This is a genomic window from Moraxella sp. K23 (genome assembly GCF_041154765.1).
In the GTDB taxonomy this organism is placed as follows: domain Bacteria; phylum Pseudomonadota; class Gammaproteobacteria; order Pseudomonadales; family Moraxellaceae; genus Faucicola; species Faucicola tetraodonis.
This window is the reverse complement of the sequence record NZ_AP031595.1, coordinates 805,287-830,190: the sequence shown is the minus strand read 5'-3', so window position 1 is coordinate 830,190 and position 24,904 is coordinate 805,287. Positions and strand designations below refer to the sequence as shown.

The 24,904-nt window shown below is 42.5% G+C and carries 18 protein-coding genes and 1 pseudogene; 11 read left to right on the top strand and 8 right to left on the bottom strand.

What is annotated here, in order from left to right; genetic code table 11:
• Positions 1 to 156 precede the first annotated feature (156 nt).
• The 4 genes and pseudogenes from yghU (at position 157) to ACAM37_RS03670 (ending at position 3,625) form a co-directional block, all read left to right on the top strand.
• Positions 157 to 948: a glutathione-dependent disulfide-bond oxidoreductase gene (gene yghU, locus ACAM37_RS03685; protein WP_369626602.1), complete on the top strand. Its 792-nt coding sequence runs from the start codon at positions 157 to 159 to the stop codon at positions 946 to 948.
• A gap of 227 nt (positions 949 to 1,175) precedes the next feature.
• Positions 1,176 to 2,459: an aspartate kinase gene (locus tag ACAM37_RS03680; protein ID WP_369626601.1), complete on the top strand. Its 1,284-nt coding sequence runs from the start codon at positions 1,176 to 1,178 to the stop codon at positions 2,457 to 2,459.
• A 318-nt stretch (positions 2,460 to 2,777) separates the two neighbouring features.
• Positions 2,778 to 2,981: pseudogene (gene csrA / locus ACAM37_RS03675) on the top strand (carbon storage regulator CsrA); the annotation flags it as partial.
• Between the two features lie 269 nt (positions 2,982 to 3,250).
• The gene (locus ACAM37_RS03670) at positions 3,251 to 3,625 is read left to right on the top strand and encodes a HopJ type III effector protein (protein ID WP_099808227.1); all 375 of its coding nucleotides are present in this window, start codon (positions 3,251 to 3,253) and stop codon (positions 3,623 to 3,625) included.
• Between the two features lie 124 nt (positions 3,626 to 3,749).
• Here the strand turns inward: ACAM37_RS03670 and tadA are convergent, their stop codons facing one another.
• The 3 genes from tadA to ACAM37_RS03655 all read right to left on the bottom strand — a co-directional run bounded on the left by tadA (position 3,750) and on the right by ACAM37_RS03655 (position 5,638).
• Positions 3,750 to 4,298: a tRNA adenosine(34) deaminase TadA gene (gene tadA, locus ACAM37_RS03665; protein WP_472826325.1), complete on the bottom strand. Its 549-nt coding sequence runs from the start codon at positions 4,296 to 4,298 to the stop codon at positions 3,750 to 3,752.
• 16 nt (positions 4,299 to 4,314) lie between these two features.
• Entirely contained in the window at positions 4,315 to 5,031 is a 717-nt protein-coding gene (ung, locus tag ACAM37_RS03660; protein WP_007115680.1) for a uracil-DNA glycosylase, read from the bottom strand.
• Positions 5,032 to 5,149: 118 nt separating this feature from the next.
• A complete protein-coding gene (locus tag ACAM37_RS03655) occupies positions 5,150 to 5,638 on the bottom strand; it encodes a MaoC/PaaZ C-terminal domain-containing protein (RefSeq protein ID WP_369626600.1) in 489 nt (162 codons plus the stop codon).
• Positions 5,639 to 6,174: 536 nt separating this feature from the next.
• On the opposite strand from ACAM37_RS03655, the gene nrdA reads away from it, so the two are divergent.
• Both nrdA and ACAM37_RS03645 read left to right on the top strand, forming a co-directional pair.
• Positions 6,175 to 8,463 (top strand): class 1a ribonucleoside-diphosphate reductase subunit alpha, encoded by a 2,289-nt coding sequence (gene nrdA / locus ACAM37_RS03650; RefSeq protein ID WP_369626599.1) that lies wholly within the window; start codon positions 6,175 to 6,177, stop codon positions 8,461 to 8,463.
• A gap of 30 nt (positions 8,464 to 8,493) precedes the next feature.
• Positions 8,494 to 9,255 (top strand): hypothetical protein, encoded by a 762-nt coding sequence (locus ACAM37_RS03645; RefSeq protein ID WP_219331427.1) that lies wholly within the window; start codon positions 8,494 to 8,496, stop codon positions 9,253 to 9,255.
• A gap of 258 nt (positions 9,256 to 9,513) precedes the next feature.
• On the opposite strand, the gene ACAM37_RS03640 is transcribed toward ACAM37_RS03645, so the two are convergent.
• A complete protein-coding gene (locus tag ACAM37_RS03640; protein WP_369626598.1) occupies positions 9,514 to 11,277 on the bottom strand; it encodes a mechanosensitive ion channel family protein in 1,764 nt (587 codons plus the stop codon).
• A 240-nt stretch (positions 11,278 to 11,517) separates the two neighbouring features.
• On the opposite strand from ACAM37_RS03640, the gene ACAM37_RS03635 reads away from it, so the two are divergent.
• Together ACAM37_RS03635 and ACAM37_RS03630 are read left to right on the top strand one after the other, a co-directional pair.
• A complete protein-coding gene (locus ACAM37_RS03635) occupies positions 11,518 to 11,955 on the top strand; it encodes an HIT domain-containing protein (protein ID WP_369626597.1) in 438 nt (145 codons plus the stop codon).
• Positions 11,956 to 11,994: 39 nt separating this feature from the next.
• Positions 11,995 to 13,347, top strand: a complete 1,353-nt coding sequence (locus ACAM37_RS03630) for an adenylate/guanylate cyclase domain-containing protein (RefSeq protein WP_369626596.1) — start codon at positions 11,995 to 11,997, stop codon at positions 13,345 to 13,347.
• A 139-nt stretch (positions 13,348 to 13,486) separates the two neighbouring features.
• Here ACAM37_RS03630 and ACAM37_RS03625 read toward each other — a convergent pair whose 3' ends face one another.
• The 4 genes from ACAM37_RS03625 to recJ all read right to left on the bottom strand — a co-directional run bounded on the left by ACAM37_RS03625 (position 13,487) and on the right by recJ (position 20,384).
• On the bottom strand, positions 13,487 to 15,724 hold the full coding sequence (locus ACAM37_RS03625; protein WP_369626595.1) for an NADP-dependent isocitrate dehydrogenase: 2,238 nt from the start codon (positions 15,722 to 15,724) through the stop codon (positions 13,487 to 13,489).
• A gap of 383 nt (positions 15,725 to 16,107) precedes the next feature.
• Entirely contained in the window at positions 16,108 to 17,175 is a 1,068-nt protein-coding gene (locus tag ACAM37_RS03620) for a TerD family protein (RefSeq protein WP_369626594.1), read from the bottom strand.
• A gap of 52 nt (positions 17,176 to 17,227) precedes the next feature.
• The gene (locus tag ACAM37_RS03615) at positions 17,228 to 18,313 is read right to left on the bottom strand and encodes a helix-turn-helix transcriptional regulator (protein ID WP_369626593.1); all 1,086 of its coding nucleotides are present in this window, start codon (positions 18,311 to 18,313) and stop codon (positions 17,228 to 17,230) included.
• 292 nt (positions 18,314 to 18,605) lie between these two features.
• A complete protein-coding gene (gene recJ, locus ACAM37_RS03610; protein WP_369626592.1) occupies positions 18,606 to 20,384 on the bottom strand; it encodes a single-stranded-DNA-specific exonuclease RecJ in 1,779 nt (592 codons plus the stop codon).
• Positions 20,385 to 20,726: 342 nt separating this feature from the next.
• Between recJ and ACAM37_RS03605 the strand changes: the two genes are divergently transcribed.
• The 3 genes from ACAM37_RS03605 (at position 20,727) to ACAM37_RS03595 (ending at position 24,856) form a co-directional block, all read left to right on the top strand.
• The gene (locus tag ACAM37_RS03605) at positions 20,727 to 21,215 is read left to right on the top strand and encodes a hypothetical protein (RefSeq protein ID WP_312115148.1); all 489 of its coding nucleotides are present in this window, start codon (positions 20,727 to 20,729) and stop codon (positions 21,213 to 21,215) included.
• A gap of 161 nt (positions 21,216 to 21,376) precedes the next feature.
• Complete coding sequence (locus ACAM37_RS03600; RefSeq protein ID WP_369626591.1) at positions 21,377 to 23,314, top strand: TonB-dependent receptor domain-containing protein; 1,938 nt, start codon at positions 21,377 to 21,379, stop codon at positions 23,312 to 23,314.
• Between the two features lie 285 nt (positions 23,315 to 23,599).
• Positions 23,600 to 24,856, top strand: a complete 1,257-nt coding sequence (locus ACAM37_RS03595; protein WP_369626590.1) for a two-component system sensor histidine kinase NtrB — start codon at positions 23,600 to 23,602, stop codon at positions 24,854 to 24,856.
• Positions 24,857 to 24,904: the final 48 nt, after the last annotated feature.

Genomic DNA, 24,904 nt, shown 5'->3' with positions numbered 1-24,904 from the left:
CATTCGGTATTATAAAGCCTAAAGCACATTGTGTATAATCGTCTCTATAATCGCATTTATAGTCGTGTCCATAATCACATCTAACATCTTATCAACCAACGAAGCTTTAAATCATGCTTATAGCTTTAAAATACTCATAATCAATAAGGAAACATCATGGATAATCATTACCAGCCCCCCAAAATTTGGACAAATGATAGCCAAAACGGTGGCAAATTTGCCAGTACCAACCGCCCCACCGCAGGAGCGACCCACGAGCAACATTTACCGATTGGTAAAAACCCTTTGCAGCTTTACACTTTAAACACCCCAAACGGCATCAAAATCAATATCTTACTTGAAGAATTGGCAGAGCTCGGTATTGAAGGCGCACAGTATGACGCCTACAAAATTGACATCATGAATGGCGACCAATTTGGCTCAGATTTTGTTGCCATCAATCCCAATTCTAAAATCCCTGCACTGGTGGATAACAGCGTTCATCCACCGATTAAACTGTTTGAATCAGGGGCTATCTTGCTATACCTTGCCGAAAAGTTTGGGCAGTTTATCCCAGCAGACACCGCCAAACGTGCCGAATGTTTGTCATGGTTGTTTTGGCAAATGGGCGCTGCGCCGTATGTCGGTGGCGGCTTTGGGCATTTTTATGCGTATGCGCCAGAGAAGTTTGAATATGCCATCAATCGCTTTACCATGGAAACCAAACGCCAATTGGATTTACTCGACCAACATTTAGCGACTCACACGTTTATGGTAGGTAATGACTACAGTATCGCGGATATCGCGATTTGGGCATGGTATGGTCAGTTGGCACTGGACAAATTGTATAACGCTGCTGAGTTTTTACAAGTACAAAACTACACCCACCTGCAACGCTGGGCAAAAAACCTGCATGACCGTCCTGCCGTGCAACGCGCTATAACCCTACCTCTACAACCGATTGCCTAAACTGATAACTTTTGGTTCATAATACCCATCCAATTTTCAGCCAGTCATTTGGGGGTTTTTGGCAATTTTGCCTTGCCCCAAAATTGGGAAATATGGTATAAAGTACCGTTTAATTTACGTTTCGTGACATTGTAAACAATCTGCTAAGCAATCCATTAGGACTTGGTATGGCAAGTCTTGGATAGCGATGGCAAACAATGTGCGCGATATTATAGGGTGTATTGACAATGGCTTTAATCGTACAAAAATACGGTGGTACGTCGATGGGTAGTATCGAACGTATCAAAAATGTGGCACAGCGCGTCAAACGTTGGCACGACAATGGTCATCAAGTGGTGGTTGTCGTCTCTGCCATGAGTGGTGAGACCAATCGCTTGATTGATTTGGCACGTCAAATCAGTAAAGAACCAAACGCTCGTGAATACGACCAAATGGTGTCAACCGGCGAGCAAGTATCGATTTCTTTACTTGCTATGGCACTCAACGAAATTGGTGTGAGCGCCAAGTCAATGACGGGCGGACAAGTGGCGATTCGTACCGATGATAGTCATACCAAAGCTCGTATCCAACATATCGATGATAGTCAGATTCGCGCCGCACTCGATGCTGGTATGGTCGTTGTGGTGGCGGGTTTTCAAGGCGTGGATGAAAAAGGTGACATCAACACCTTAGGTCGTGGTGGCTCAGATACTACAGGGGTTGCACTGGCTGCTGCCCTATCTGCCGATGAATGTCAAATCTATACCGATGTCGACGGCGTGTATACTACCGACCCACGGGTGACACCAAAAGCCAAAAAATTATCAAAAATTACCTTTGAAGAAATGCTAGAAATGGCAAGCCTTGGCTCAAAAGTGTTGCAAATTCGCTCGGTTGAATTTGCCGGCAAATACCAAGTACCACTGCGTGTTTTATCCAGTTTTGATGAAAACGCCGATGGTAAATTCGATGATGATTTTAAAAATAACGTAGGTACATTAATTACCACCGATGAGGGAGACAGCATGGAACAACCAATTATTTCGGGCATCGCCTTTAACCGTGACGAAGCTAAAGTATCTATCTTAGCAGTGCCTGATCGCCCTGGTATTGCGTCATCGATTTTAAGCCCGATCAGTGCTGCCAATATCGAAATCGATATGATTATCCAAAACATCGCAGAAAACGGATTGACCGACTTTACCTTTACCGTTAATCGTGGGGATTTTGATAAAACCCTAGCGATTTTGGGTGACAATCTTGCTGAGATTGGCGGCAAAGAAATCGTGAGCAACAACAATGTGGTTAAAGTATCACTGGTAGGTGTTGGGATGCGCTCACATGCAGGCGTGGCAAGCAAAATGTTTGAAACACTGGCAGAAAACAACATCAATATCCAAATGATTTCTACCAGCGAAATCAAAATCTCGGTACTGATTCAAGAAGAACAACTGGAAAAAGCGGTTAAAGCGCTACATACCGCTTTTGGTCTTGACCGTGAAGACGGTGAAAGCAAGGTTGCTGGATTATAAGAAATTTGTAATTCTCCACAAAAACAAGGTTAATATCCGCGTTTTGCGGGTGTTAACCTTTTTTTTATTTCAGCATTTCGTTTATAATGGCATCTCGTTTATTGGGCACAAACGCAACTGACCCCTCAATGCCTATTTTGACTGTTGGCAAATAGCCGCCAAGCATGATGAGTTGGCTTAAATTATGCCCTTGCAGTCTGTCTTTAACGTATCATTGGGCAATGATACATGATAATATATTTGACGAATTTAGCTAATTTATCGTTGAATCATCATAGGACATTGATGGTACCTGTTGCGACATAAGGAGTGTGACGCATGTTAATTTTGACTCGCCGCGTTGGCGAAACGTTAATGATAGGTGACGAAGTGAGTGTCACCGTACTGGGTGTAAAAGGTAACCAAGTCAGATTGGGCGTCAATGCGCCAAAAGACATTGCCGTACACCGTGAAGAGATTTATCAAAGAATTCTACATGAACGAACTGGGCATGAACGAACTGGGCATGAACGCATGGGTTATGATACTCACCCAGTTGATTTTGCCGCCCATGATAGAATAGGTCAAGACCGCAGTGGTTTTGGGGCAGCCAGTCATGAGGCCTTTCCCCAAGAGCGCAGTAAACCCTCTCAACCGCGTAACAGCGGTCAGCAAATGCGTCATTTAGAAAACCGTGTGGAAAACCGCGGTTTTGGTCAGACCAACAATAATTTTAACCCAGCTTTTGATCCGTTTGAGGACGATTATTTTAACCGTTAATCACCTTATTTATTTTGACTTTTGGAGTAACTATGAGCGCTATTGATAAGCTAGAACTATCAAAACTATTAGCTAAACTAGAAAACAAATCGCTAGATTTTGCTTCCGTGCTAGCTATCATCGATAGTTACTATGACTATCGACCAACTGAGTTTAACAATGGCGAAGTGCACAATGCGGCGGGTGAAAATGAAGGCAGTGCGAAAGTGTTTGGCTTTGCCCTACTCAACCATTTGACCCAACAAGATACGCTAAAACTGTTTGCTGAGCACTATGACAGTGTTAAAGCAGAGCCGAAAGGTACGAACCATGCCAATATCCGTAACTTTAGCTTTTTTGGCTGGCAAGGCTTTTTGATGCAGCGTAACTGTTTAACGCCAAAAGCATTAACACCAAAAGCGTCATGACATTCTCTAACATGCTTTAGTCTAAAAATCTAACTGTTTTTTGCGTCAAACAAGGCAGCCGATGGGTTGCCTTTTTTTATCCAATATTTTTTATTTTAAAGAATGGTTTTGAGAGACTCATTGGTTATTGGTTTGCCCTTAACTGCTCGCGCAGTTGTTTTTTTTGCTCACGACGATGGCGAAAAAAATCCTGCAACAACGCGCGACTTTGCTCTGCCATTAGCCCCTGTTCTACGGTCAAAAAATGATTATAGAACGTCACTTGGCTAAAATCCTGCTGGCTGACAATCATGCCTGCTTTCGGCTCTGTCGCTGCAAACACCAAGCGCGATACTCTGGCATGAATAATCGCTCCTAGACACATGGTGCAAGGCTCAAGCGTGACAAACAGTTCACAATCCGCTGGCAGACGGTAATTATCAAAATATTGACATGCTCGCCTTATTGCCACTATTTCGGCGTGGGCAGTGGCATCATGACTTAAAATCGGTTGATTGTAGCCTTTGGCGATGATGGTGCCTTGATGCACAATCACGGCACCCACTGGCACTTCCCCCAGCTGTCCGCCCTCGGCTGCAACGTCAAGCGCCGCTTGCATAAAGGCATAATCGGTGTCACAAAAGTCGCTGTCACAAAAGCCGCTTTTATAATAGTCATGCTCACTTGCACTCATTATGATACCACCCAAACTACTGTGGCAACTGCCAATCTATCGGGCTTTTGCCGTGCGCCATCAGATAATCATTGGCTTTGGAAAAAGGGCGCGTGCCAAAAAAACCACCCCGATTGGCACCAAGCGGTGATGGATGCGTGCCTGTAATGATTAAATGCTTAGATGTATCGATAAAACGGCCTTTTTTCTGTGCGTAACTCCCCCATAGGATAAAGACACAGTGCTCGCAGTGCTGATTGACAGCCTCAATCACCGCATCAGTGAACGTTTCCCAGCCAATACGCTGATGACTGCCGGCCTGCCCTGCTTCTACGGATAACATACTGTTAAGCAGCAGCACCCCTTGGGTTGCCCAATGGGTTAAATCGCCATGTTTTGACGGCGCGATACCCAAATCGGCGGCAAGCTCTCGTAAAATATTTTGTAGACTTGGGGGTTTGGGGATGGCTTTGGGCACGGAAAAGGATAACCCCATCGCTTGTCCCGCGCCATGGTACGGGTCTTGCCCCAAAATCACTACTTTAACCTGCGACAAAGGCGTCAAATTAAACGCATTGAACATTTGACTACCCGAGGGATAAATCACTTTTTGCGCATGATATTGATCTCGCAAAAACTGGCGAATCTTATCCATATTGCTGCTGGTTAGTTCTGTCGCCAAGGCGTGCTTCCAATCGTCCGGCATTTTGACATTGGCTAAAATTTGTTGTTGTTCAGGCGTTAATGTTTTCATGGTTTATCTGCTATCAAAAAATTATAAAAAAAGCCAAAGAATTTCTTGGCTTTATTGTAGCAAATAATTGTCATCAATAACTGCAACACTTCTATGTTGTCTACTCTATACCGGCTGATTATTCTGTGAAGGTTTGACGTAGGGTAAAATCGTCTAATTTGACCGCTTCACGGCTGGTTTTTTCAGTGGGGGGAATTACTTGCGCTTCGCCTGTCACTACCGCTTTACCGTCTTGATTAGTCACTTGGCAATCTAACACCACCCATTTTTTGCTATCGTCTTTACTTTTCACGGTCAAGGTCGCGGTTAAAGTATCATCGATATGCACAGGACGACGAAACGACAAGCTTTGGTTCAGATAAATTGTCCCCAAGCCTGGAAATTTGGTACCAATCAAGGCTGATAATAGACCGGCTGTCCACATACCATGCGCAATCACGCCTTTAAACTGGCTCTGCTCGGCATACTCATTATCGAGATGCGCAGGGTTGTAGTCATGGGTAACAAGCGCAAATGCTTTGACATCATCTGCGGTCACTTGGCGGGTCATGCTGGCAGTTTGCCCGATAGTTAATTCCTCATAGGTAAAATTACTAAAAATTGTCATTGTCCGTCCTTTTGTTTTTGTTGATTAATTTTATAAAAACCACGATTACAAAATCGTTTTGATGGTTTGACTATAGTTCGACTATAGCATAAATTTTTCAATTTTTTATGACAATGACTACGCATTCATCAACCCATCTGATTTTAATAATTACAAATTTTTTATCTTTTTGCTTGACTTGATGAACTGCTAATAAAATCAAGCGTCTAGCATTTTTGCAGAAAAATAGGCAAAAAATTGAAAAAAATACAAGCTAGAATTACAAATTTTTTTACGCTATATTGTGCGAAATAATAAAACAACCCCTAGATATAGTAGTTTTTTGCAAAATCTTGCAATAATACGGCAATGACTTTGCAATGTTACATAAGTGACGTGGCCTCGGCTCAAAAGCCGTCGTTAAAAGCGGCATACACACTCACTATACTTTCGGTTAGCTGTTTTACTTGGCATTTTTATCTCACCACCTCTCACTCAGCGCCTTTTTAATATATACACATATGACGTTGATAAACAGGTAAAAAAAGGAACGTATTATGACTCGTACTGAAGATATCCTCGTGCAAAAACGCGATGGGCGTTTGGAAAAAATTGATTTGGATAAGATTCACCGAGTCATCGAGTGGGCAGCAGAAGGGCTCGATAATGTGTCTGTTTCGCAAGTAGAAATCAGCTCACATATCCAGTTTTATGACAAAATCACCACCAAAAGCATCCATGAAACCATCATTAAATCAGCCGCGGATTTGATTTCTGCAGCAACGCCTGATTATCAGTATTTGGCAGCGCGATTGGCAATTTTTCATTTACGCAAAATCGCATTTGGTCAGTTTGAGCCGCCGCATTTGTTTGACCATGTCACCAAACTGACCCAAGAAGGTCGTTACGATGCGCATATTTTGCAAGACTTTAGCAAAGAAGAATTTGACATACTCAATGACTATATTGACCACAACCGTGATTTGAGCTTTGCGTATGCCGCCGTCAAACAAATGGAAGGCAAATACTTGGTGCAAGACCGCGTCACCAAACAAGTCTTTGAAAGCCCACAATTTTTGTATATGCTCGTTGGTATGTGTCTGTTTGCCAGTTACGACAAGCAATATGACAAGGCTTCGCGATTAGATTATATCAAGCGCTTTTATGACACCACGTCTACTTTTAAAATCTCACTGCCAACGCCAATCATGTCGGGCGTGCGTACACCATCGCGTCAGTTTAGCTCATGCGTACTTATTGAATGTGATGATAGCTTAGATAGTATCAATGCCACCACCAGTGCCATCGTGCGTTACGTGTCACAGCGTGCCGGTATTGGTGTCAATGCGGGTCGTATTCGCGCATTAGGTAGCCCAATTCGTGGCGGTGAAGCGCAGCACACCGGCTGTATTCCTTTTTACAAACTATTCCAAACTGCCGTTAAATGCTGCTCACAAGGCGGTGTGCGCGGTGGTGCAGCGACCTTGTTCTACCCGATTTGGCATTTGGAAGTGGAAAATCTGCTGGTGCTCAAAAACAACCGCGGTGTAGAAGACAACCGTGTTCGCCACATGGATTATGGCGTACAAATCAATAAAACCATCTATCAACGTTTGATTAAAAATCAAAATGTGACCCTGTTTTCACCATCGGATGTGCCAGGTTTGTACGATGCTTTTTTTGCCGATCAAGCCAAGTTTGAACGTTTGTATGAGCAATATGAGCAAGATGCATCCATTCGCAAACGCAGTGTGCCGGCGCAAGAGTTGTTTAGCTTGATGATGCAAGAGCGTGCTAGCACGGGTCGTATCTATGTGCAAAACGTTGACCATTGTAACACCCACAGTCCGTTTGACCCAAGTGTTGCGCCAATTCGCCAATCCAACCTATGTATGGAAATTGCGCTACCGACCCAACCGCTTGACAACATCAATGATGAAAGCGGTGAAATCGCCCTTTGTACGTTATCAGGCATTAACTTGGGTGAAATCAACCAATTAGAAGACATCAAAGAGCCGGCGGAACTGATCGTGCGCGCGCTAGATGCGTTGCTTGACTACCAAGACTACCCGGTTATCGCTGCTAAAAATGGCTCTATGAAACGCCGCACGCTAGGTATTGGTGTCATTAACTACGCCTATTATCTTGCCAAAAATGGTACCAAATATTCAGATCCTACGGCGCTCGGTTTAACCCATCGCACTTTTGAAGCCTTACAATATTATTTGTTGGTGGCGTCCAATAAACTGGCTAAAGAGCAAGGCGCGTGTCCTGCATTTGGCGATACCACGTATTCACAAGGTATTTTACCGATTGATACCTATAAAGCAGATATTGATGCGATTTGTAATGAGCCGCTGCAACTCGACTGGGAAGCACTACGTCACGATATCAAAACCCACGGTCTTCGCAACTCAACCTTGACCGCCTTGATGCCATCAGAAACCTCTAGCCAGATTGCTAACGCAACTAATGGCATTGAGCCACCGCGTGGTCTGGTATCTGTCAAAGCATCAAAAGACGGTATTTTAAAACAAGTGGTGCCTGAGATTGATAAGCTCAAAGATCAATACGAGCTATTATGGCAAATGCCAAATAACAAAGGTTACTTGAGCCTAGTGGCGATTATGCAAAAATTTATTGACCAAAGTATTTCAACCAATACCAACTACGATCCAACCAAGTTTGAAGATAGCCGTGTCCCGATGAAGGTGATGATTCAAGACTTGTTGATGGCGTATAAATTGGGCGTTAAGACGCTGTATTATCATAATACCCGTGATGGCGCCAATGATGCCCAAGACGACCTTGAAAATGGCTGTGCTGGCGGTGCTTGTACGCTGTAATTTTAATAATTTGAAAATGAGTTCAAAAATATGAGTAAGTCTTGTTTTGTAGTAATGGCTATTAGCAACCAGAAACATAATGATAGGGAAGTATCATCTAATGATTTAAGGAAGCTCTATGACAATCTTATTAAGAAGGCAATAAAAGATGCTTACCCAGCAATAGAAGTCATAAGAGCAGATGAAGTAAATGAACAAGGTACAATTACCAATGATATTTTAACTAGATTATTATTTTCTGATTTTGTTATAGTAGATATTACATATCCTAACCCAAACGTATATTATGAGTTAGGAATTAGACATTGTAGTCGAAATGGAACTATACTGATAAAAGATAAAAATGTGAATGTTTCTGCTCCTTTCGATATTTCTCATGAAAGATATATTGAATATGAGAACACTACTGAAGGATTAAACGAGCTAATAACTCAGTTGAAAGAAAAATTTAATTGGTTTGATAGAAATAAAAATCAACCAGATAATCACGTTTTACTCCATGCTAAAAACAGTAAATTCAATTTTCCACAATATGGTGAAGAAAATGAAATAATAAAAATGCAGGAAGAAGGCTTGAATCAGGTAATTAGTGCAATAATTGATTCTGATATTTTATTTAATAATTTGATAGACGGTGTGACAGCACATTCCAATATTAGAGATAATAATTTGTTAAAAATATTTAACGGTATTAAAGAAGATAAAGAGGCTGTTAAAAAATTAATCTCAGGATTTATGAAGATGGGTGTAATTACCCCACAAATGATTACACAAAAATTGTTAAACTCTTAATTATGAGTGGATGTTTTTCATCTCCCAAATTAGAGATCAGAATTTATAATTTGTCTAATTAGGATATATATTACTTTTGAAGCGTAAATTACTACTGATCTTTAATTGCTTTTATAGCATCACCACATTAGCAGGCTGTTCACTAATGCCGCAAACATACGACAGTCCGATTCCTGTCTATGTTGACTTGGGTGATGCCACACCTGCCACCACCCTGTCCAATTCAAATTCAAAAGCCAATGTCAAAACTATGAGTCACTAAGGCTTGGTATCAGGCTTATCCGATTGTGCCAGTTTTTCTGACGCCGCTACTTTATCTTTTACAGGTACAGTATTGGCAAAATTTGAATAGGTAATATCAATCGGTTTGCCCATCATCACACGGCTGGTCGGTAACGCATTTTTGAGTCCCACTTCTTTCATCATCTCCGCGATTTTTAAAATCATATCGGTTTGTTTTTGATTAAAATCCATCGCGCCTTTTACATTGAGATAGCATCGCACTTCAACAAGATACGCGTCTTGCTGAGTGCCAGAGATACGCACTTGATTCCACACGCTGTTGGTATCAGGATGATTGGTGATATAAATTTGTGTTTGCTCCATAAATTCACGTAATTTATCGATGTCGCTATCACGCGAGATATAGAACACTTGCGAAAAATGAAACATATCGCGCTGCGAGACATTTTCAATGCTCATCGATGAGAAGTTACCATTGGGAATCGTTACCACCGTGCGATCGGTGGTACGCAGACGGGTGGAGCGGATACCGATGTCTTCAACCGTACCTTCTTGCGTGCCAAAGCGGCAGTAGTCGCCCACATTCACAGGCTGGTCAGCAACAACCGATACGCTGCCCACCAAGTTTTCAACCGTTTTTTGTGCACCCAAGGCCAACGCCACACCACCAATCCCCAATGCGGCAATACCTGTGGTTAAGTCGTAGCCTAAATTACCCAAAATCACAATGGTCGCAATCGCAATCAAAATCAATTTTACGACTTTTCGCAGCAGATTTAGGACAGATAGCCGCTCTGGATGATGGTTATTGCTGGCATAGTTTTCTGCACGTTTAAAAATCAAATCCAAAATACGTAAAATCAACCATACCATGGATACCCAAGATAAAATATCGGCAAGGTTGGACGCCATATTACGCACAACCAAATTAATACCCACCAAAATCATGGCTTCTTTGATAATCAGCGCTGTCATTACCATTGCCGCTGGTACGACCACGCGCCCATCAATCGGAAATTGCTTTTCTTTATCTGGGTGAGTCGCTAGATAAATCCGCGTGATAATCATATATAAGATTTGGCTAATCAATAGACAGGCGAGATAAATCGCTATCATGAGCGCAATCACTGCCCCGATGTGCCCAAGACTATAGCCTTTAATATCTTTCTCAATCCATTGTTTTGGAATGTACTTTTCTACCAGTGTCGGCTGGGTAACGAGTGATAACGACGCAACTTCTTGCAAGGTTTGTTGTGAAATCAGCCAAATATTGGTGCCGTTAGATTGTTTGACACGCTGCATTAAGATGTCGATACTCTTTTTGTCAGCGGAGGGATTGTTGATCTCCCCGACCTTATCGAGATTGGGCGCTAGTTTGTCATCGAGATTGCCGGTAGGGTCATTGCTAATTTGTAGCTGCTCGTTGATACGTCCGCCGCTATCGAGTGCTGATTTTAAAGATTCGAGCGTGCCACTGGGGTTTTTGGTAGAACTTAAATCCACATAACGGCTGGCGAGCATCCAATCACTTTTTGCTAAAGCTTCAATAAAGCCTTGCATGCTGCCGCGGGGGGTGTCACGCCCAAAGGTGTCTTGTGGGGTTGCCGTGCCGCTGGCGCTACTGGCTGATTTGCTGCTATCAGCCGCCCATACAGCGGTAGGTTTGACACTGGTGATAACCATGAGTAAGGCAAACAATGCCATCATAAAACAACGGCGGTATAAAGATGCTGCATCAGCATGATGCTGACATTGGTTAAGAGACTTTGACAACTGCATAAACTTCCCAAAATTTGTAAAACGCTCAGACATAGTTAGGCTAATACTTAGACTAATACTTAGGCTAATAGTTAGGCTAGATGATAACGGCCTTGCTTTATGCTTTAAGAAATCTTAAATTGCAATGCGCTTATTCTGAATAAAGTATTTCGTCTTGTAGGTATAACTGCTAAAATACGCGAATTATTTGATTTTATCAGTTTTAAATTCCAAAAACACTTTTAAATGCATTGAGTTATTATGTTTAATTTACATCCACAACTAGCAAAAGATACTTTTTTGGTGGGCGAATTTCCGTTATCTACTTGCCGCTTGATGAACGACTGTCAATTTCCTTGGTTGATTTTAATTCCGCGTGTACCCGGTATCAAAGAATTATACGAACTATCCGCCAGTGACCAAGCCCAGTTTTTACGTGAATCCAGCTGGCTATCAAGCCAGCTTGCCAAAACTTTTCAAGCCGACAAAATGAACATCGCCGCGCTTGGCAACCAAGTGCCGCAATTGCATTTTCATCATATCGTGCGCTACCAAAATGACATTGCTTGGCCCAATCCAGTATGGGGTAACCCAGCCATCCCTTATACCCCTGAAGTGCTCAGCCATATGCAGCAGACACTGATGATGGCACTGCGGGGTCATCGTGATATGCCATTTGATTGGCAAATAAACGTCTAAAAAAATTTTCACCACGAGGCACGAGGTAGACAAACTAAATTGCGTGAATCCATTCAAGGTCTTTCGACCAATCTAAAAAGTCCGAAATTCATTGAACTGGCGGCATTTTTTATTTTATTGCTTACCTTAACCTCTCTTGATGTACCGCCTATTTATCATACGCTCAGTATTTTGCTGTTGGTAGCGGGCGTTATTGTCACTACGTTGAGTGTTATCCGTCCCCATCACTACATTACTTCGGCCAGTGTATTAACCCTGATGGCGTTGGCAACGGGTATGTTGCAGTTTAACTATATCCCAAGCCTTGCGTTATGGTTGTTGATTTTAATTCGCCTGATTTTTTCAGATACCAAACATACCGTTTCGTTGGTATTATTAACCGTAGCAGTAGGTCTACTTAGTCTGATATTCGCGCATTTTTTATTACCTGCCATTAGTTTGACAGCCAAGCAAGAAGATATTTTAAATTTCGCCATTGTATTTACCGATATCTTGATTGTTGGTTATCATATTTGGTCCATGGTAGTTCGCTTACGCCAAAAAAATCAAATGCTTGCGCAGCAGCAGGCACGGATTGATACCTTAGTCAAGGTAACCAATAAATTAACCCGTTTTTTGCCTCCCCAGATTTGGCAGCCCATTGTCAAAAATAACACCAAGGTTGAAGTCATTAATCAACGTCGCAAGCTAACTATTTTGTTTTCGGACATTGTTGGCTTTACCGATTTGTCGGATCATATTAGCTCCGACCATTTAGCCAATATTTTAAATACTTACCTTGACCGTATGACCCAAGTGAGCCAAAAATATGGGGCGACCCTCGATAAATTTTTGGGAGATGGCTTATTGTGCTATTTTGGTGATATGGGTGGTAATGACCGTGATAACGCGATTGCTTGTGCCAGTATGGCCATTGAGATGCGCCGTGAGATGGAAGTGCTGCGCCACCAGTGGCGATTACTCGGTTTTGAAGGGCTGCACGTACGTATGGGTATCAATACAGGGTATTGTTATGTCGGTAATTTTGGCAGTCGCAATCGTATGACTTATACCGTGGTTGGAAAAGAAGCGAATTTTGCCTCTCGCCTTGAATCTGCCGCGCAAAACAATCAAATTTTGATCAGTGAAAGTACGTTTAATTTAATTGGTCATGTCCATCATTGCCAAGCCGTGGGGCAATTTAAATTTAAAGGCTTTCAAGATGCCATGAATGTGTGGGAATTGCTCGAACCCAACAGCGAATCTATAGAGCAAACCGATTGGGTGGACTTTAGTTTACCTGGGTTTAATTTGCATTTAAATTTTCATGATATTCGTAATTATGATAAAAATGATATTACTAACCAACTAAAATCTGCATTGGCGCTTGTTGAAGAAAAGCACAAACAATGATGTTGACGGTTTTGGCTGACCCATTTTTTAGCTCAGCTATACTCTTAGCTTAGCTATGTTCAACCATTTACAGATACTAAAAAAGCCAGACACTAAAAAAGCCGAAGCATTCAGCTTCGGCTTTTTTTATACTATTGAACTAGGCATCAAACGAAGCCAATGCTTGGTTAAATGTCGCACTCGGGCGCATCACTTGGTTTAGTTTTTGTTGGTCTGGTTTATAGTAACCGCCAATATCTGCACCTTGACCTTGAACCTCATTTAATTCCGCCACGATTTTGTCTTCATTTTCTGACAACGCTTGAGCCAGTGGTGCAAACTTGGTTTTAAGCTCGCTATCTTGGTCTTGGTTCGCCAATTCTTCTGCCCAGTATTTGGCTAGATAATAATGGCTACCACGGTTGTCGAGCTCACCGGTACGACGCGATGGTGATTTGTCGTTATCCAACAATTTACCCGTTGCCAAGTCTAGGGTTTTTGCCAGTAATTTTATGCGTGGGTTGTTTTCTTTAATCCCTAAGTCTTCTAAAGATACCGCAAGCGCAAGCATCTCACCGAGTGAATCCCAGCGCAAGTGGTTTTCTTCAACTAACTGCTCGACATGTTTTGGGGCTGAACCACCTGCCCCTGTCTCATAGAGACCACCGCCTTCCATCAATGGGACGATTGATAGCATTTTGGCTGACGTGCCTAATTCTAGGATTGGGAACAAGTCAGTTAAGTAGTCACGCAAGATGTTACCTGTGACTGAGATGGTGTCCAAACCACGCGCCACACGCTCAAGGGTATAACGCATCGCACGAACTTGAGACATGATTTGGATATCTAGCCCTGTGGTATCATGCTCTTGTAAGTATTTTTTCACTTTCTTGATAAGTTCATTTTCATGTGGGCGGTATGGGTCAAGCCAGAAGATAGCTGGCATGCCTGAGTTACGTGCACGCGTCACTGCCAGTTTTACCCAGTCGCGAATTGGCGCATCTTTAACTTGACACATACGCCAAATATCGCCTTCTTCAACATTTTGCGACATCAATACTTCGCCTGTCTCAATATCAGTGATATTGGCAACGCCTGCCTCTGGGATTTCAAAAGTTTTGTCGTGAGAACCGTATTCTTCCGCTTTTTGTGCCATCAAACCTACGTTTGGTACGGTACCCATGGTCGCTGGGTCAAAGTTGCCATGCCATTTACAGAAGTTGATGACTTCTTGGTAAATACGGGCAAAGGTTGATTCTGGCATCACTGCTTTACAGTCGTAAGGCTTGCCATCCGCTGCCCACATTTTACCACCATTACGAATCATCGCTGGCATTGAGGCGTCTACAATGACATCATTTGGCGAATAGAAGTTATCAATTCCCTTCGCTGAGTCAACCATCGCCAATGCGGGGCGATGCTCTTGACAGGCATGCAGGTCACGGACGATTTCTTCACGGATAGTAGTCGGTAAGGTTTCGATTTTTTCGTATAGTCCTGCCATACCGTTGTTAACATTAATACCTAGTTCGTCAAAGGTTTTGTTCCATTTTTCGAATGCATCTTTGTAGTACACTCTCACGCAGTGACCAAATACGATAGGATGAGATACCTTCATCATCGTGGCTTTGACGTGTAAAGAGAACAGGATTTTACCTTCGCGGCAGTCTTCTAGCTCTTTTTCATAAAACTCGATTAAGGCTTTTTTGCTCATAAACATCGAGTCAATCACTTCACCGTCTTGTAGGGCAACTTCTGGTTTTAGCACCAAAGCTTTGCCACTATGGGTGATGAGCTCCATTTTGACTTTGCGCGCTTTATCAAGGGTCATTGATTTTTCGCCATGGTAGAAGTCCCCTTCTTCCATATGAGAGACGTGGGTTTTTGACCATTGTTTCCATTCACCCATTGAATGCGGGTGTTTTTTGGCATAGTTTTTTACGGCAGCGGGGGCACGGCGATCTGAGTTACCTTCACGTAATACGGGGTTCACCGCAGATCCTAAACATTTACCATAACGAGCTTTGATGGCTTTTTCTTCGTCTGTGGTTGGGTTTTCTGGGTAATTAGGAATGTTGTAGCCTTTGGCTTGTAACTCTTCGATACATTCTTGTAGCTGAGCCACTGAGGCACTGATATTAGGCAATTTGATGATATTGGTGTCTGGGTCTTGGGTTAACCGACCAAGCTCAGCAAGATTGTCGGTCACTTGTTGTTCTGGGGTCAGGTAGTCGGAGAACTCTGCCAATACACGCGCGGCAACGGAAATATCGGTTTTGGTGATTTCAACGCCAGCAGGTTTGGTAAATATTTCAATAATAGGAAGTAGTGAATAAGTCGCCAGTAGCGGTGCTTCGTCAGTTAAGGTATAGATAATATTTGACTTTCCACTAGCCATAGAGAACCTCTTTTATATGAATGTTAATTGAGACACTAGATGATGCATCTAGCAGCGTGAGAAATTTCACAGTAAGCATTACTAATTATGGGATAAAATGTGATTGACCATTTTAAACGCAAAGTATACGGTTACCGCATAATGAGTCAATAATGTATCTAGGAATACCTATATTTAGGAGAAAAATAATGCAGATACGATGTATCCCTATCGATTAAGACAATCCCTTTTGTTGCTCATAGTGTACCACAGTATCACAGTGTCGAATATATCCAATCACTGACAGACGCTATGGCAACGTCGTCAAATGTATAAATTTTTGGCTTTAAAATTGCTTCGTTATTTTACCCCTGAGAAACAATAAGCTTACGCTACACGCCCTGTCATCTGGCCGTACGTACCAATTTTTCACTCACTTCTTTTTCCATTAGCGCCATCTTGTTATTATCTAAAGGTTGATGCTCGGTATTATAGCGCCAACTATCGGCAGAACGGGTCAGACTGGCAAACCATAATGCCTTAGTCTCAGCTGGCAGTTTAGTAAAAGCCAACTCACTAATCACATTACCTTCATCATCACTGAGCTGACAAGACGCTTGTTTCGCTTTGCTAAGCGCATAGCCATGATAAGATGACACGATCATCACCACATGAAATACTTGCGGGGGGAGCTTACTTAAAAAAAGCACCATACTTTCTTGATTGAGGTTGACATCATTGACCTTGGTGCTTTGATTGTTGTCAGGGTCTTCTTTGCGGTCATCGATAGCGCCTAATGGTTTTTTGCCCAATAATTCATCGCCTTGATGACGCACTGATTGCGCTTTATCACGGACATTTTTGAACCAAATGGTTTCGATTACCTCGCCATATCGGTTACAAAGTAAGCAGGATAAGTCTAGATCCATGGCTTGCGTGCGTTTTTTAAATTTATTGTAAAGCCCTGCTTTTGGCATCTGCGTGTGCTGCCATTGCACGGTAAAATACCACTGCTTGAGTACCACATCCATATGCTCGACAGCTGTACCTGTCGCTGTTTTATCATCTTCAAGTTGATCGTCTTGGGTGATTGCTAGCTGATGACTTTTTTGCAAAATCTTGTCATCAGTCATTGAGTTGATTTTTGGCGTTTTCTGTAGCGAATGGTGTGGCAGCGAGGTGCTTGATACTACTCCCTCATTGGTGTTTTTATCGGTCAAATTGGGTGAGTTGACGGGCGCTATTATTTCAACCGTTGGCGCTGGCGTTGGGTCAGCAAACTGCGTCGAAATAATCTGGTACGTTTCTGTGGTAGTGCTGGGTGTCAGATTATCAGGCGATTTGACAGCGTTAACAATCGGCGAATCGTCCGTCAAATCACTGTATAAAATCGTGGTTTTTGGGTTGCTAGGCTGCTGTGAACTGGTGTCGGCACTAGTGGATTCAAGGGTGTTATTATCAGTATGTTTCATAAGATTCTCGAAAAATCGGACAAAGTAGTTAGTTTACTTGGGCGTTTGTTAATTATTCGTTTATTGTTTGGATGGTGGGTTGTTGATTAGGCGCTTGTTGGTTTGGCGTTTGGGTTTCAAAGACGGCGATTGATAAAATCTCAGGCTCGATTTTTCGCAGTCCTTTACCAAAACCACGTAGCCACCATACTAGCTGAGAGGTCATGTTTACTGTGGCTGTGATATGCAATCCTTCGTCATCTTCCCAGCTTTGCTGATCGGTTGATAATGGGCTTTCAAGCAAACTTGCCCCCGATAACGGATGAAACAGTAACTGGACTTGCTGCGTGGGCGGCTCGTGGTTGTTTTTTTCGCTGTCAGGCACGAGTTTTTGGAACAACGGGTAATTAAACCCCATCGCGCCTGTGTTGATGTAATTGTCTAAATTAAAATCTTTTGGGGTTTGCGCGTCGCTTGCGCTCACTTCCGCACTTTCAAAACGGTGCAAAGCAAATTGGCGCACATCGTCAGACGCTCTGTCAGTTCGCGAGGCAATCAAGTAAATCACCACACCACGCTGCACAATGGCTAGCGGATTTAAGGTGTATTTTTGCGCTTCCTCTCGCCCACGCGCTTTATAACAGGCGATGAGTTTTTTATTTTGAAACAACGCGTCATAGACGGCGTCTTTGGCGGCTGGATTGACCGATGGCGGGATGAGCGGTTGATTGGCTGACAGGATACGCACTCTATCAAGCCAAGTGTTTGCCACTTTGCTTTCTTTAAGTTGCCGATTCGCTAGGTCAAACCACGGAATCAATTCATCCAAAATAGCCGGCGGTAATAGCTGGGTCAAATTATGGCGCATCATACTAAACGCCACTGCTTGCGACAAATTCATGTGCGGCAAGCTTTGCATCGGTGCATCTTCACGCCAACGCCAACCTTGTGGATTGGTGTTGTTTTTTTCAATCGGAAAACGCGTTGCCAAGGCGTTTAAATCTCGCTGAATGGTGCGCAAACTGATATCAAAACCCATCAAATCAAGCTGTTCTTTGATATGGGTGGTACCGAGCCAACGTTTACGATCCAGCTGTGAGAGGATTTGCCATTGCCGAGCCGTCGTTGCGGTTGCATTGTTGGCAAGCGATTTACTCATGGCAATTCTCCATACGCAGGTAAAAGACATATAATTAAAAAACAGCCAGTTAAAAGATATCCAGTTAAAAGACAAACGCTTAAATAATAAATAATATCTAGCTAAGCGCCAAAGCTTTATTCAAAATTTAAAAAATTAACGCCACAAATTAACACCTTGATACCTGCATAATTTATCAAAATTTAGCGCGGTATAGGTGATAAATTATATTAACATGTCATTTTATGTCGTTTATCATCTTTATTAGGTGTTATGGTTATCAGATTGTGTATGAATCAGCAAAAACGCTTGTCTAGAGGAGTACACCCTTTTTTACCCTTAACTGTAATTTGGTTTGTCCATTAAATAAATTTTTCTCAAGCTCATAGAGTAAATGCACTTTTGACACACTGCGATTGATAGCAGACAAAGCTATCGCGTCGAAGTCAGCATTAAACCAAATCGCTTCAATCGTAAAAGGCACATCGGGATACGATAACCATAATTTTAAATGGCGCTCTTTTAGCACCCGATAATCTTGCACCACAAACACCCCATCAAATATCGGTGGCACAAACCCATGTCCCCAAATAGCCAACGTCTGCAAGCTATCTACAAAATCGACCGTGAATTCACCGGCTGCCAACTCGCCATCGCTATATAACGTCTCTGCAAATACCTCATCCGCCACCGCTGCAATTACCTCATCAAACGCTTTACAAAATGGCTCAAAGTTTTTCCGTTTGATGGTCAGGCCTGCCGCCATCGCATGCCCACCAAAGTGGCTAATGAGTTCGGGGTAGGTTTGCGCGACTGATTCAATGGCATCACGGATATGAATGCCTTCAATGGAGCGTGCGGAGCCTTTGATAGGATTGTCATCTTCAATCAACGCCGTATCAGCAGGGGCAAACACGATAGCGGGCACATGGTAGCTTTCTTTTAGCCTGCCTGCGACGATACCAATCACACCTTGGTGCCACTCATCTTGATACAAAATAATACTGCGTTTGCGCTGCGTTACTTGATTTACAGCATTTTGCTCCGATGGATTCTCAAGCGTCGTTAATACACTATCGGCTTGTTGTCGCATGCCCTGCTCGACTTGGCGGCGCTCTTGATTGAGTTTATCGAGCTGATGCGCAAGCCGCTGTGCCTCCCCCCAATCATCGGTCAGTAAGCAGTCAATGCCTATCCGCATACTATCCATACGACCTGCGGCGTTGATGCGGGGTCCTAAAATAAAACCAAAATCTTGAGCCGTGATGTCGGCTGCCTGCCGACTCGCCTGTTCCAACAATGCCAAAATACCCACACAGCAACGACCTTGCTTAATGGCTTGGATACCTTGGTGCACCAAGATGCGATTATTTTGGTCTAATACGCCCACATCCGCCACCGTACCAAGTGCCACCAAATCAATATAGCGACTCACTTGGGTGGTGGATTTGTTGGCTTGGCGTCTGACTTTGGCAAGATTGCCTAGCACATAAAATGCCACCCCAACCCCTACCAATGATTTACTAGCAAAATCACAGCCCAGCTGATTGGGATTAACCACGGCATCCGCGTTTGGTGTCGCCTGCGTCGTCAGGTGATGATCGGTAATAATCACCGTTAGCCCTTTGGCTTTGGCAAGTTCGACCCCCGCATGGCTAGAGATACCATTATCAACCGTGACAATCACATCAGGATCATAGGTTTCAATACCTAGCGCAACAATTTCTGGCGTCAGTCCATAACCGTACTTAAAACGATCGGGCACCAAAAACTCAACCTGCGCGCCCATTTCACGGAGCACCCTTACCATCAGTGCAGTGCTGGTCGCGCCATCGCAGTCAAAATCACCCACAATCAGTATTTTTTGCTGCGTATCAATCGCCTTGTCAAGCAGCGCTACTGCCTTGGTAATGCCTGTAAGCGAATTTGCAGGTAACATCTTATTAAAGGAAGTGTCTAAATTAGCCACATCTTGCACGCCTCGCCCAGCCAAAATACGTGCTAATGTCATCGATGTCTGCGCCAAGGGCTGTAAATCGCGGGGAATCTCGTCAATATGGGTCGCACTAAAACGGGGAGTCACAGTCAACATAAATTTATCATGGTTGTCAAATAAAGTAGAGAGAACAAACTAGCATAATGATAGTGAATAGGCAAAATTACAACAGCGAAACGGTGAAAAACATCTCATCAGCTTCCGTAGCTATTTGTGCGTTTTGCATATCGTAATAATGCCACTACAAACCATTAGCATTTTTTTGCAAAAAGATGCTTATTGATACGTTTACACTCAGTTATAATCAAACCAAAGAGTCCTCACTTACCATTAATGAAACAGTATCAATGACCATTAATGAATAATCATCTCTTGTTGCAAGCGTTTTGCAATACTACCTTTACTATTGATAATTGAAATTTTTTAGAAGGAAAAATTATGTCAGCAGAAAATTTGACCAAAACCATTGACCCAAAACTTGACTTAGAAAAAATCAAACGCGAATGCGAGGCGATGATTAAAAGTAAAGCTAAAATGTCTGCTGTGGCAGCAGTTGTCCCAGTGCCGTTGCTAGACGTTGCGGTTGACGCAGGTCTATTATCAAAATTGCTACCTGAAATCTCCGCTAAATTTGGTTTAATTGAACCCGCCCAAGCAGCGGTAGATTTGAACAACGGCGCGCAAATCAACCAACTAAAAGATAAAGCGGTGGATTTTGCAGGACTAGTGGTGACACGCAGTATTGCCAAAAAAACTTTCCAAGGCTTTGGTAGCCGTATTATCGCCAAGCAAGTCACCAAATTTGTACCGTTTGGTGGTCAATTAGTGGCGGGTACCATCGGTTATTTGATGTTTAAAAAAATTGCTGAAAATCACATCAATGAATGCTACCAAAAAGCTAAAAAATTACAGCAGCAAGCAAGCTAATTGTTGATATAAAGGCTTGTATTAAAACCCCTTTAGTTACTAAAGGGGTTTTTTATTGAAAAATTCTCAAGCTTTAATGAGCAATGACCAAGCGAAAGTAATAGCTTATGTAACGATATTTTTCTACAATGTGTCTTTAAACTATTTTTTTGGGTCAAGTTATGCGTCATACCTGTCAGACATCACTACGTTTTATCAAAAGGCCATTTTTTAATATCCATCCAATCACGCAAAGCGTCTTGGTGATTATTGGCATGTCCATGACTGGTGTTAGCGCTCATGCAGCGACTAGCGAAGCTGCTATTGGCGAAGCTGAAACGACTTTGCCGAGCCTTACTTTTACCACCACGGCAACCAAAACGCCGACGCTTGTCAAGAATACCATCGCCCAAACCACTGTGATTGATGAAGAACAATTGCAACGTTATCGCGGTCAAAGCGTGATAGATGTACTTCGTGGACAAGGTGGCATATATGTTACTCAAAATGGTGGGGATGGTGCGAGCAGTGGTGTCAGATTGCGTGGTTACTCCAATAGTCAAGTCTTAGTATTAATCGATGGGATTCGTTACAGCTCTGCAACCGCAGGTGGAGCAGCATTATCGCTGTTACCAGTCGACCAAATCGATAGAATAGAAATAGTTTATGGTGCTTCTGGCTCAAGTCTTTATGGCTCAGATGCGATGGGCGGCGTGATTCAAGTCTTTACTAAAGGTCAAAACGCCCAACAGTCTAATGTCGCATTGACTGTTGGCGGCGGCACAGAAAACAGCTATAAAGGGCAAATTACAGGACAACTGGTTAATTCTGCAACGACTTTAAGCCTTTCTACGGGTTATGAAAAGACCAATGGCATTGACGCGACGAAACCTTACGCTCAGTTCGGCATACATCATGCTGACAAAGACGGTTTTGAGTCCAAAAACGCAAGTTTGGTCGCCAAGCATAAAGTCAATGACAATGTTGAAATTGGAGCAACAGGATTATTTGCAAAATCCACTACAGATATTGATAGTGGTTCAGAAGTGCCAAACGCGTATGCTGACCAAAAAAACGCGGCTGTCTCAGCTTTTGCCGATTATCAACAAGATAAACTGTCTGCAAATATTAAATATGGTCAAAGTTATGATAAATCTACCACGTATGATGGTGCAGATTGGCAAACAGGTCGCCTAGACGATGTAATCAATACGACTCAGAAACAAGTAACCATACAGCTTGGCTATCAGTTGCCACTCGGTAAGCTTATCGGTGGTTATGAGAATTTAAAACAAGAAGTTGATAGCTCTAATGATTATGACGTGACTCACCGCACTATCAACAGTGAGTTTTTGGGATATCAGCTCGCTCAAGATAAATATGATGTGCAATTAAATGTGCGTCACGATGATAACTCACAATTTGATAGCAAGACCACCTACAATGTGGGCGGTGCGTATCGTCTTAGCCCCAACACTCGCATTGGTGCATCATACGCAACCAATTTTCGTGCCCCCACATTCAACGATTTGTATTGGCCAGGCTCAGAAAATCCCAACTTAAAACCTGAAACCAGCAAAAATGCAGAAATCTTTATTGAAAACAGCAATCATCATCAACACACACGCGTAACAGCCTACCAATCTAAATTTACCGATAAATTAGCTTGGGTAACCACCGACCCACTTACTTATGCAGGTCAAATGCAAAATATAGATAAAGCGGATATTAACGGTATTTCGTTAACCAGTGACTGGCAGTTAAATAATACTTTATTTGGTCTAGGTTATGATTATCTAGATACTGAAGATAAAAAAACGGGCAAAGAATTAATTTATCAACCCAAAAACAAAGGTATTGTTTACCTAGGCTATCAACAGCCAAAATATGACATTCGAACGGAGGTACAATACGTCGGAGAGCGTTATCGTGATGCCAACAATTCACAAACTCTAGACAGCTACACCTTGTTGAACCTGACTGGGAATTATTATGTCAGTCCCAACCTAACCATTAGCAGTCGTCTTAATAATCTCACAGATAAAGATTATGAGACCGTTTATGGCTACCGCCAAAAAGGCATTAATTCATTCGTCTCACTAACCTACCAATGGTTCTAAATTTTTATAGCTACAGTACATCAAAGGGCATAGATTTTATGCCCTTTTTTTATATGTCTTTTTTTAGCAATTAGGCTTTAACTTTTGCACTATTTTGGTTCAAAATATATCATACTACGATTAGCACGTTGCTATAAATGAGTGATTTTTTAATATCAAATGACTGATTTGCTGCCCATCACTCTAATTATTTATCTGTTATGACAATAATCCAAAAATTATCCAATAGTTTATTGGCATTTAAATTGCACTTTAACCATTGCTCAAATTTGTGGTAGTTATCCAATGACCCATCCTACTTTTTTACATAGTCTCGAATCCAACCAGAACCTGTTTGAGGACATGTTCAATAACCTACTATCGGGGTTAATTGTCGCTGACAGCAACTATGAGTGCGTCTATATCAACGCGACGGCTGAGCAGATTTTGTCAGTCAGCCAGCACCATTTACTTCATAAAAATGTTATCGATATTTTAACCCCCGCAAACTATGAAAAATTACTAACGCAAGCATCAGAGCAATCGCATACGGATGATGACCCGATAACCCATAAAAAAACCAAAGCACAGGTCAAATTGGCGCTGCAAAACCAATTTGAACATACCAAAAAAATGTACCAAGCATTCATCCATCATGATTGCACCATTTTGGGGCTAAGCGCTCAAGGGATTGGTGCACCATTATTGGTCGATTATGGGGTTTCCCCGTTAGAAACCGAGGCGGGTTTTTTCTATTTGATTGAAATTTGGGCAAAAGATCGCGAAAGTCGTATTCAGCAAGAACAATATCAAAATCACCAACATTTAATAACCCGCCAAATGATTCGCAGTATGGCACACGAAGTCAAAAACCCTTTAGCCGGCATCCTTGGGGCAAGCCAACTGCTTGAGAAGAATTTTAATCAAATCATGAAATCTGATGGGATTGTCCGCTATATTAACGACACCCAGGCGCAAAAGGTCGCCAATTATCTCAGTATCATTATGGATGAGACCAGACGACTCAACAATTTGGTGACCCAATTGCTGGGCGCGCCAAATTTGCCCAACTGGCAAGTAATCAACGTGCATGAGCCACTGCAGCATGTGCTAACGTTGGCAGAGATACAAAACCCCAATATTAGTCTAGTCAGAGACTTTGATTTATCGTTACCAGAAATCACCGCTGATAAAGACCAGCTGGTACAAGTATTTATGAATATCGTCAATAATGCGATACAAGCGCTCAATGAAAATGACATTGTGTCGCCTAGCATCACGGTAAAGACCCGTATTCAGCACCAACAAACCATTGGCGATATACGACATAAAAGCGTATTGCGGGTTGATTTTATTGATAATGGCTTGGGCATTGATAGTGAGTTGTTACCGCAAATTTTTTATCCTTTAGTGACAGGACGCGCCAATGGTACGGGTTTGGGGCTGGCACTTGCTCATGACATTATTCAGCGCCATCAAGGACAAATCAGCGTGACCTCTCAGCCAGGTGAAACCCTATTTACGATTTTTTTACCTTGGCAAATTCGGCAAATAACCAAATGATAGTTTAAGCGTGATACACCACAGCATCATGACTGATCGGCTATGAAT

Bases quoted from the DNA above. Each gene is read 5' to 3' on its own strand.
- yghU (WP_369626602.1), top strand. From the start codon at position 157: ATGGATAATCATTACCAGCCCCCCAAAATTTGGACAAATGATAGCCAA.
- ACAM37_RS03635 (WP_369626597.1), top strand. From the start codon at position 11,518: ATGTTTAATTTACATCCACAACTAGCAAAAGATACTTTTTTGGTGGGC.
- ACAM37_RS03640 (WP_369626598.1), bottom strand. From the start codon at position 11,277: ATGCAGTTGTCAAAGTCTCTTAACCAATGTCAGCATCATGCTGATGCA.
- ACAM37_RS03620 (WP_369626594.1), bottom strand. From the start codon at position 17,175: ATGAAACATACTGATAATAACACCCTTGAATCCACTAGTGCCGACACC.
- ACAM37_RS03605 (WP_312115148.1), top strand. From the start codon at position 20,727: ATGTCAGCAGAAAATTTGACCAAAACCATTGACCCAAAACTTGACTTA.
- ACAM37_RS03655 (WP_369626600.1), bottom strand. From the start codon at position 5,638: ATGACAATTTTTAGTAATTTTACCTATGAGGAATTAACTATCGGGCAA.
- recJ (WP_369626592.1), bottom strand. From the start codon at position 20,384: ATGTTGACTGTGACTCCCCGTTTTAGTGCGACCCATATTGACGAGATT.
- ung (WP_007115680.1), bottom strand. From the start codon at position 5,031: ATGAAAACATTAACGCCTGAACAACAACAAATTTTAGCCAATGTCAAA.
- nrdA (WP_369626599.1), top strand. From the start codon at position 6,175: ATGACTCGTACTGAAGATATCCTCGTGCAAAAACGCGATGGGCGTTTG.
- ACAM37_RS03600 (WP_369626591.1), top strand. From the start codon at position 21,377: ATGCGTCATACCTGTCAGACATCACTACGTTTTATCAAAAGGCCATTT.
- tadA (WP_472826325.1), bottom strand. From the start codon at position 4,298: ATGAGTGCAAGTGAGCATGACTATTATAAAAGCGGCTTTTGTGACAGC.
- ACAM37_RS03615 (WP_369626593.1), bottom strand. From the start codon at position 18,313: ATGAGTAAATCGCTTGCCAACAATGCAACCGCAACGACGGCTCGGCAA.
- ACAM37_RS03670 (WP_099808227.1), top strand. From the start codon at position 3,251: ATGAGCGCTATTGATAAGCTAGAACTATCAAAACTATTAGCTAAACTA.
- ACAM37_RS03645 (WP_219331427.1), top strand. From the start codon at position 8,494: ATGAGTAAGTCTTGTTTTGTAGTAATGGCTATTAGCAACCAGAAACAT.
- ACAM37_RS03680 (WP_369626601.1), top strand. From the start codon at position 1,176: ATGGCTTTAATCGTACAAAAATACGGTGGTACGTCGATGGGTAGTATC.
- ACAM37_RS03595 (WP_369626590.1), top strand. From the start codon at position 23,600: ATGACCCATCCTACTTTTTTACATAGTCTCGAATCCAACCAGAACCTG.
- ACAM37_RS03625 (WP_369626595.1), bottom strand. From the start codon at position 15,724: ATGGCTAGTGGAAAGTCAAATATTATCTATACCTTAACTGACGAAGCA.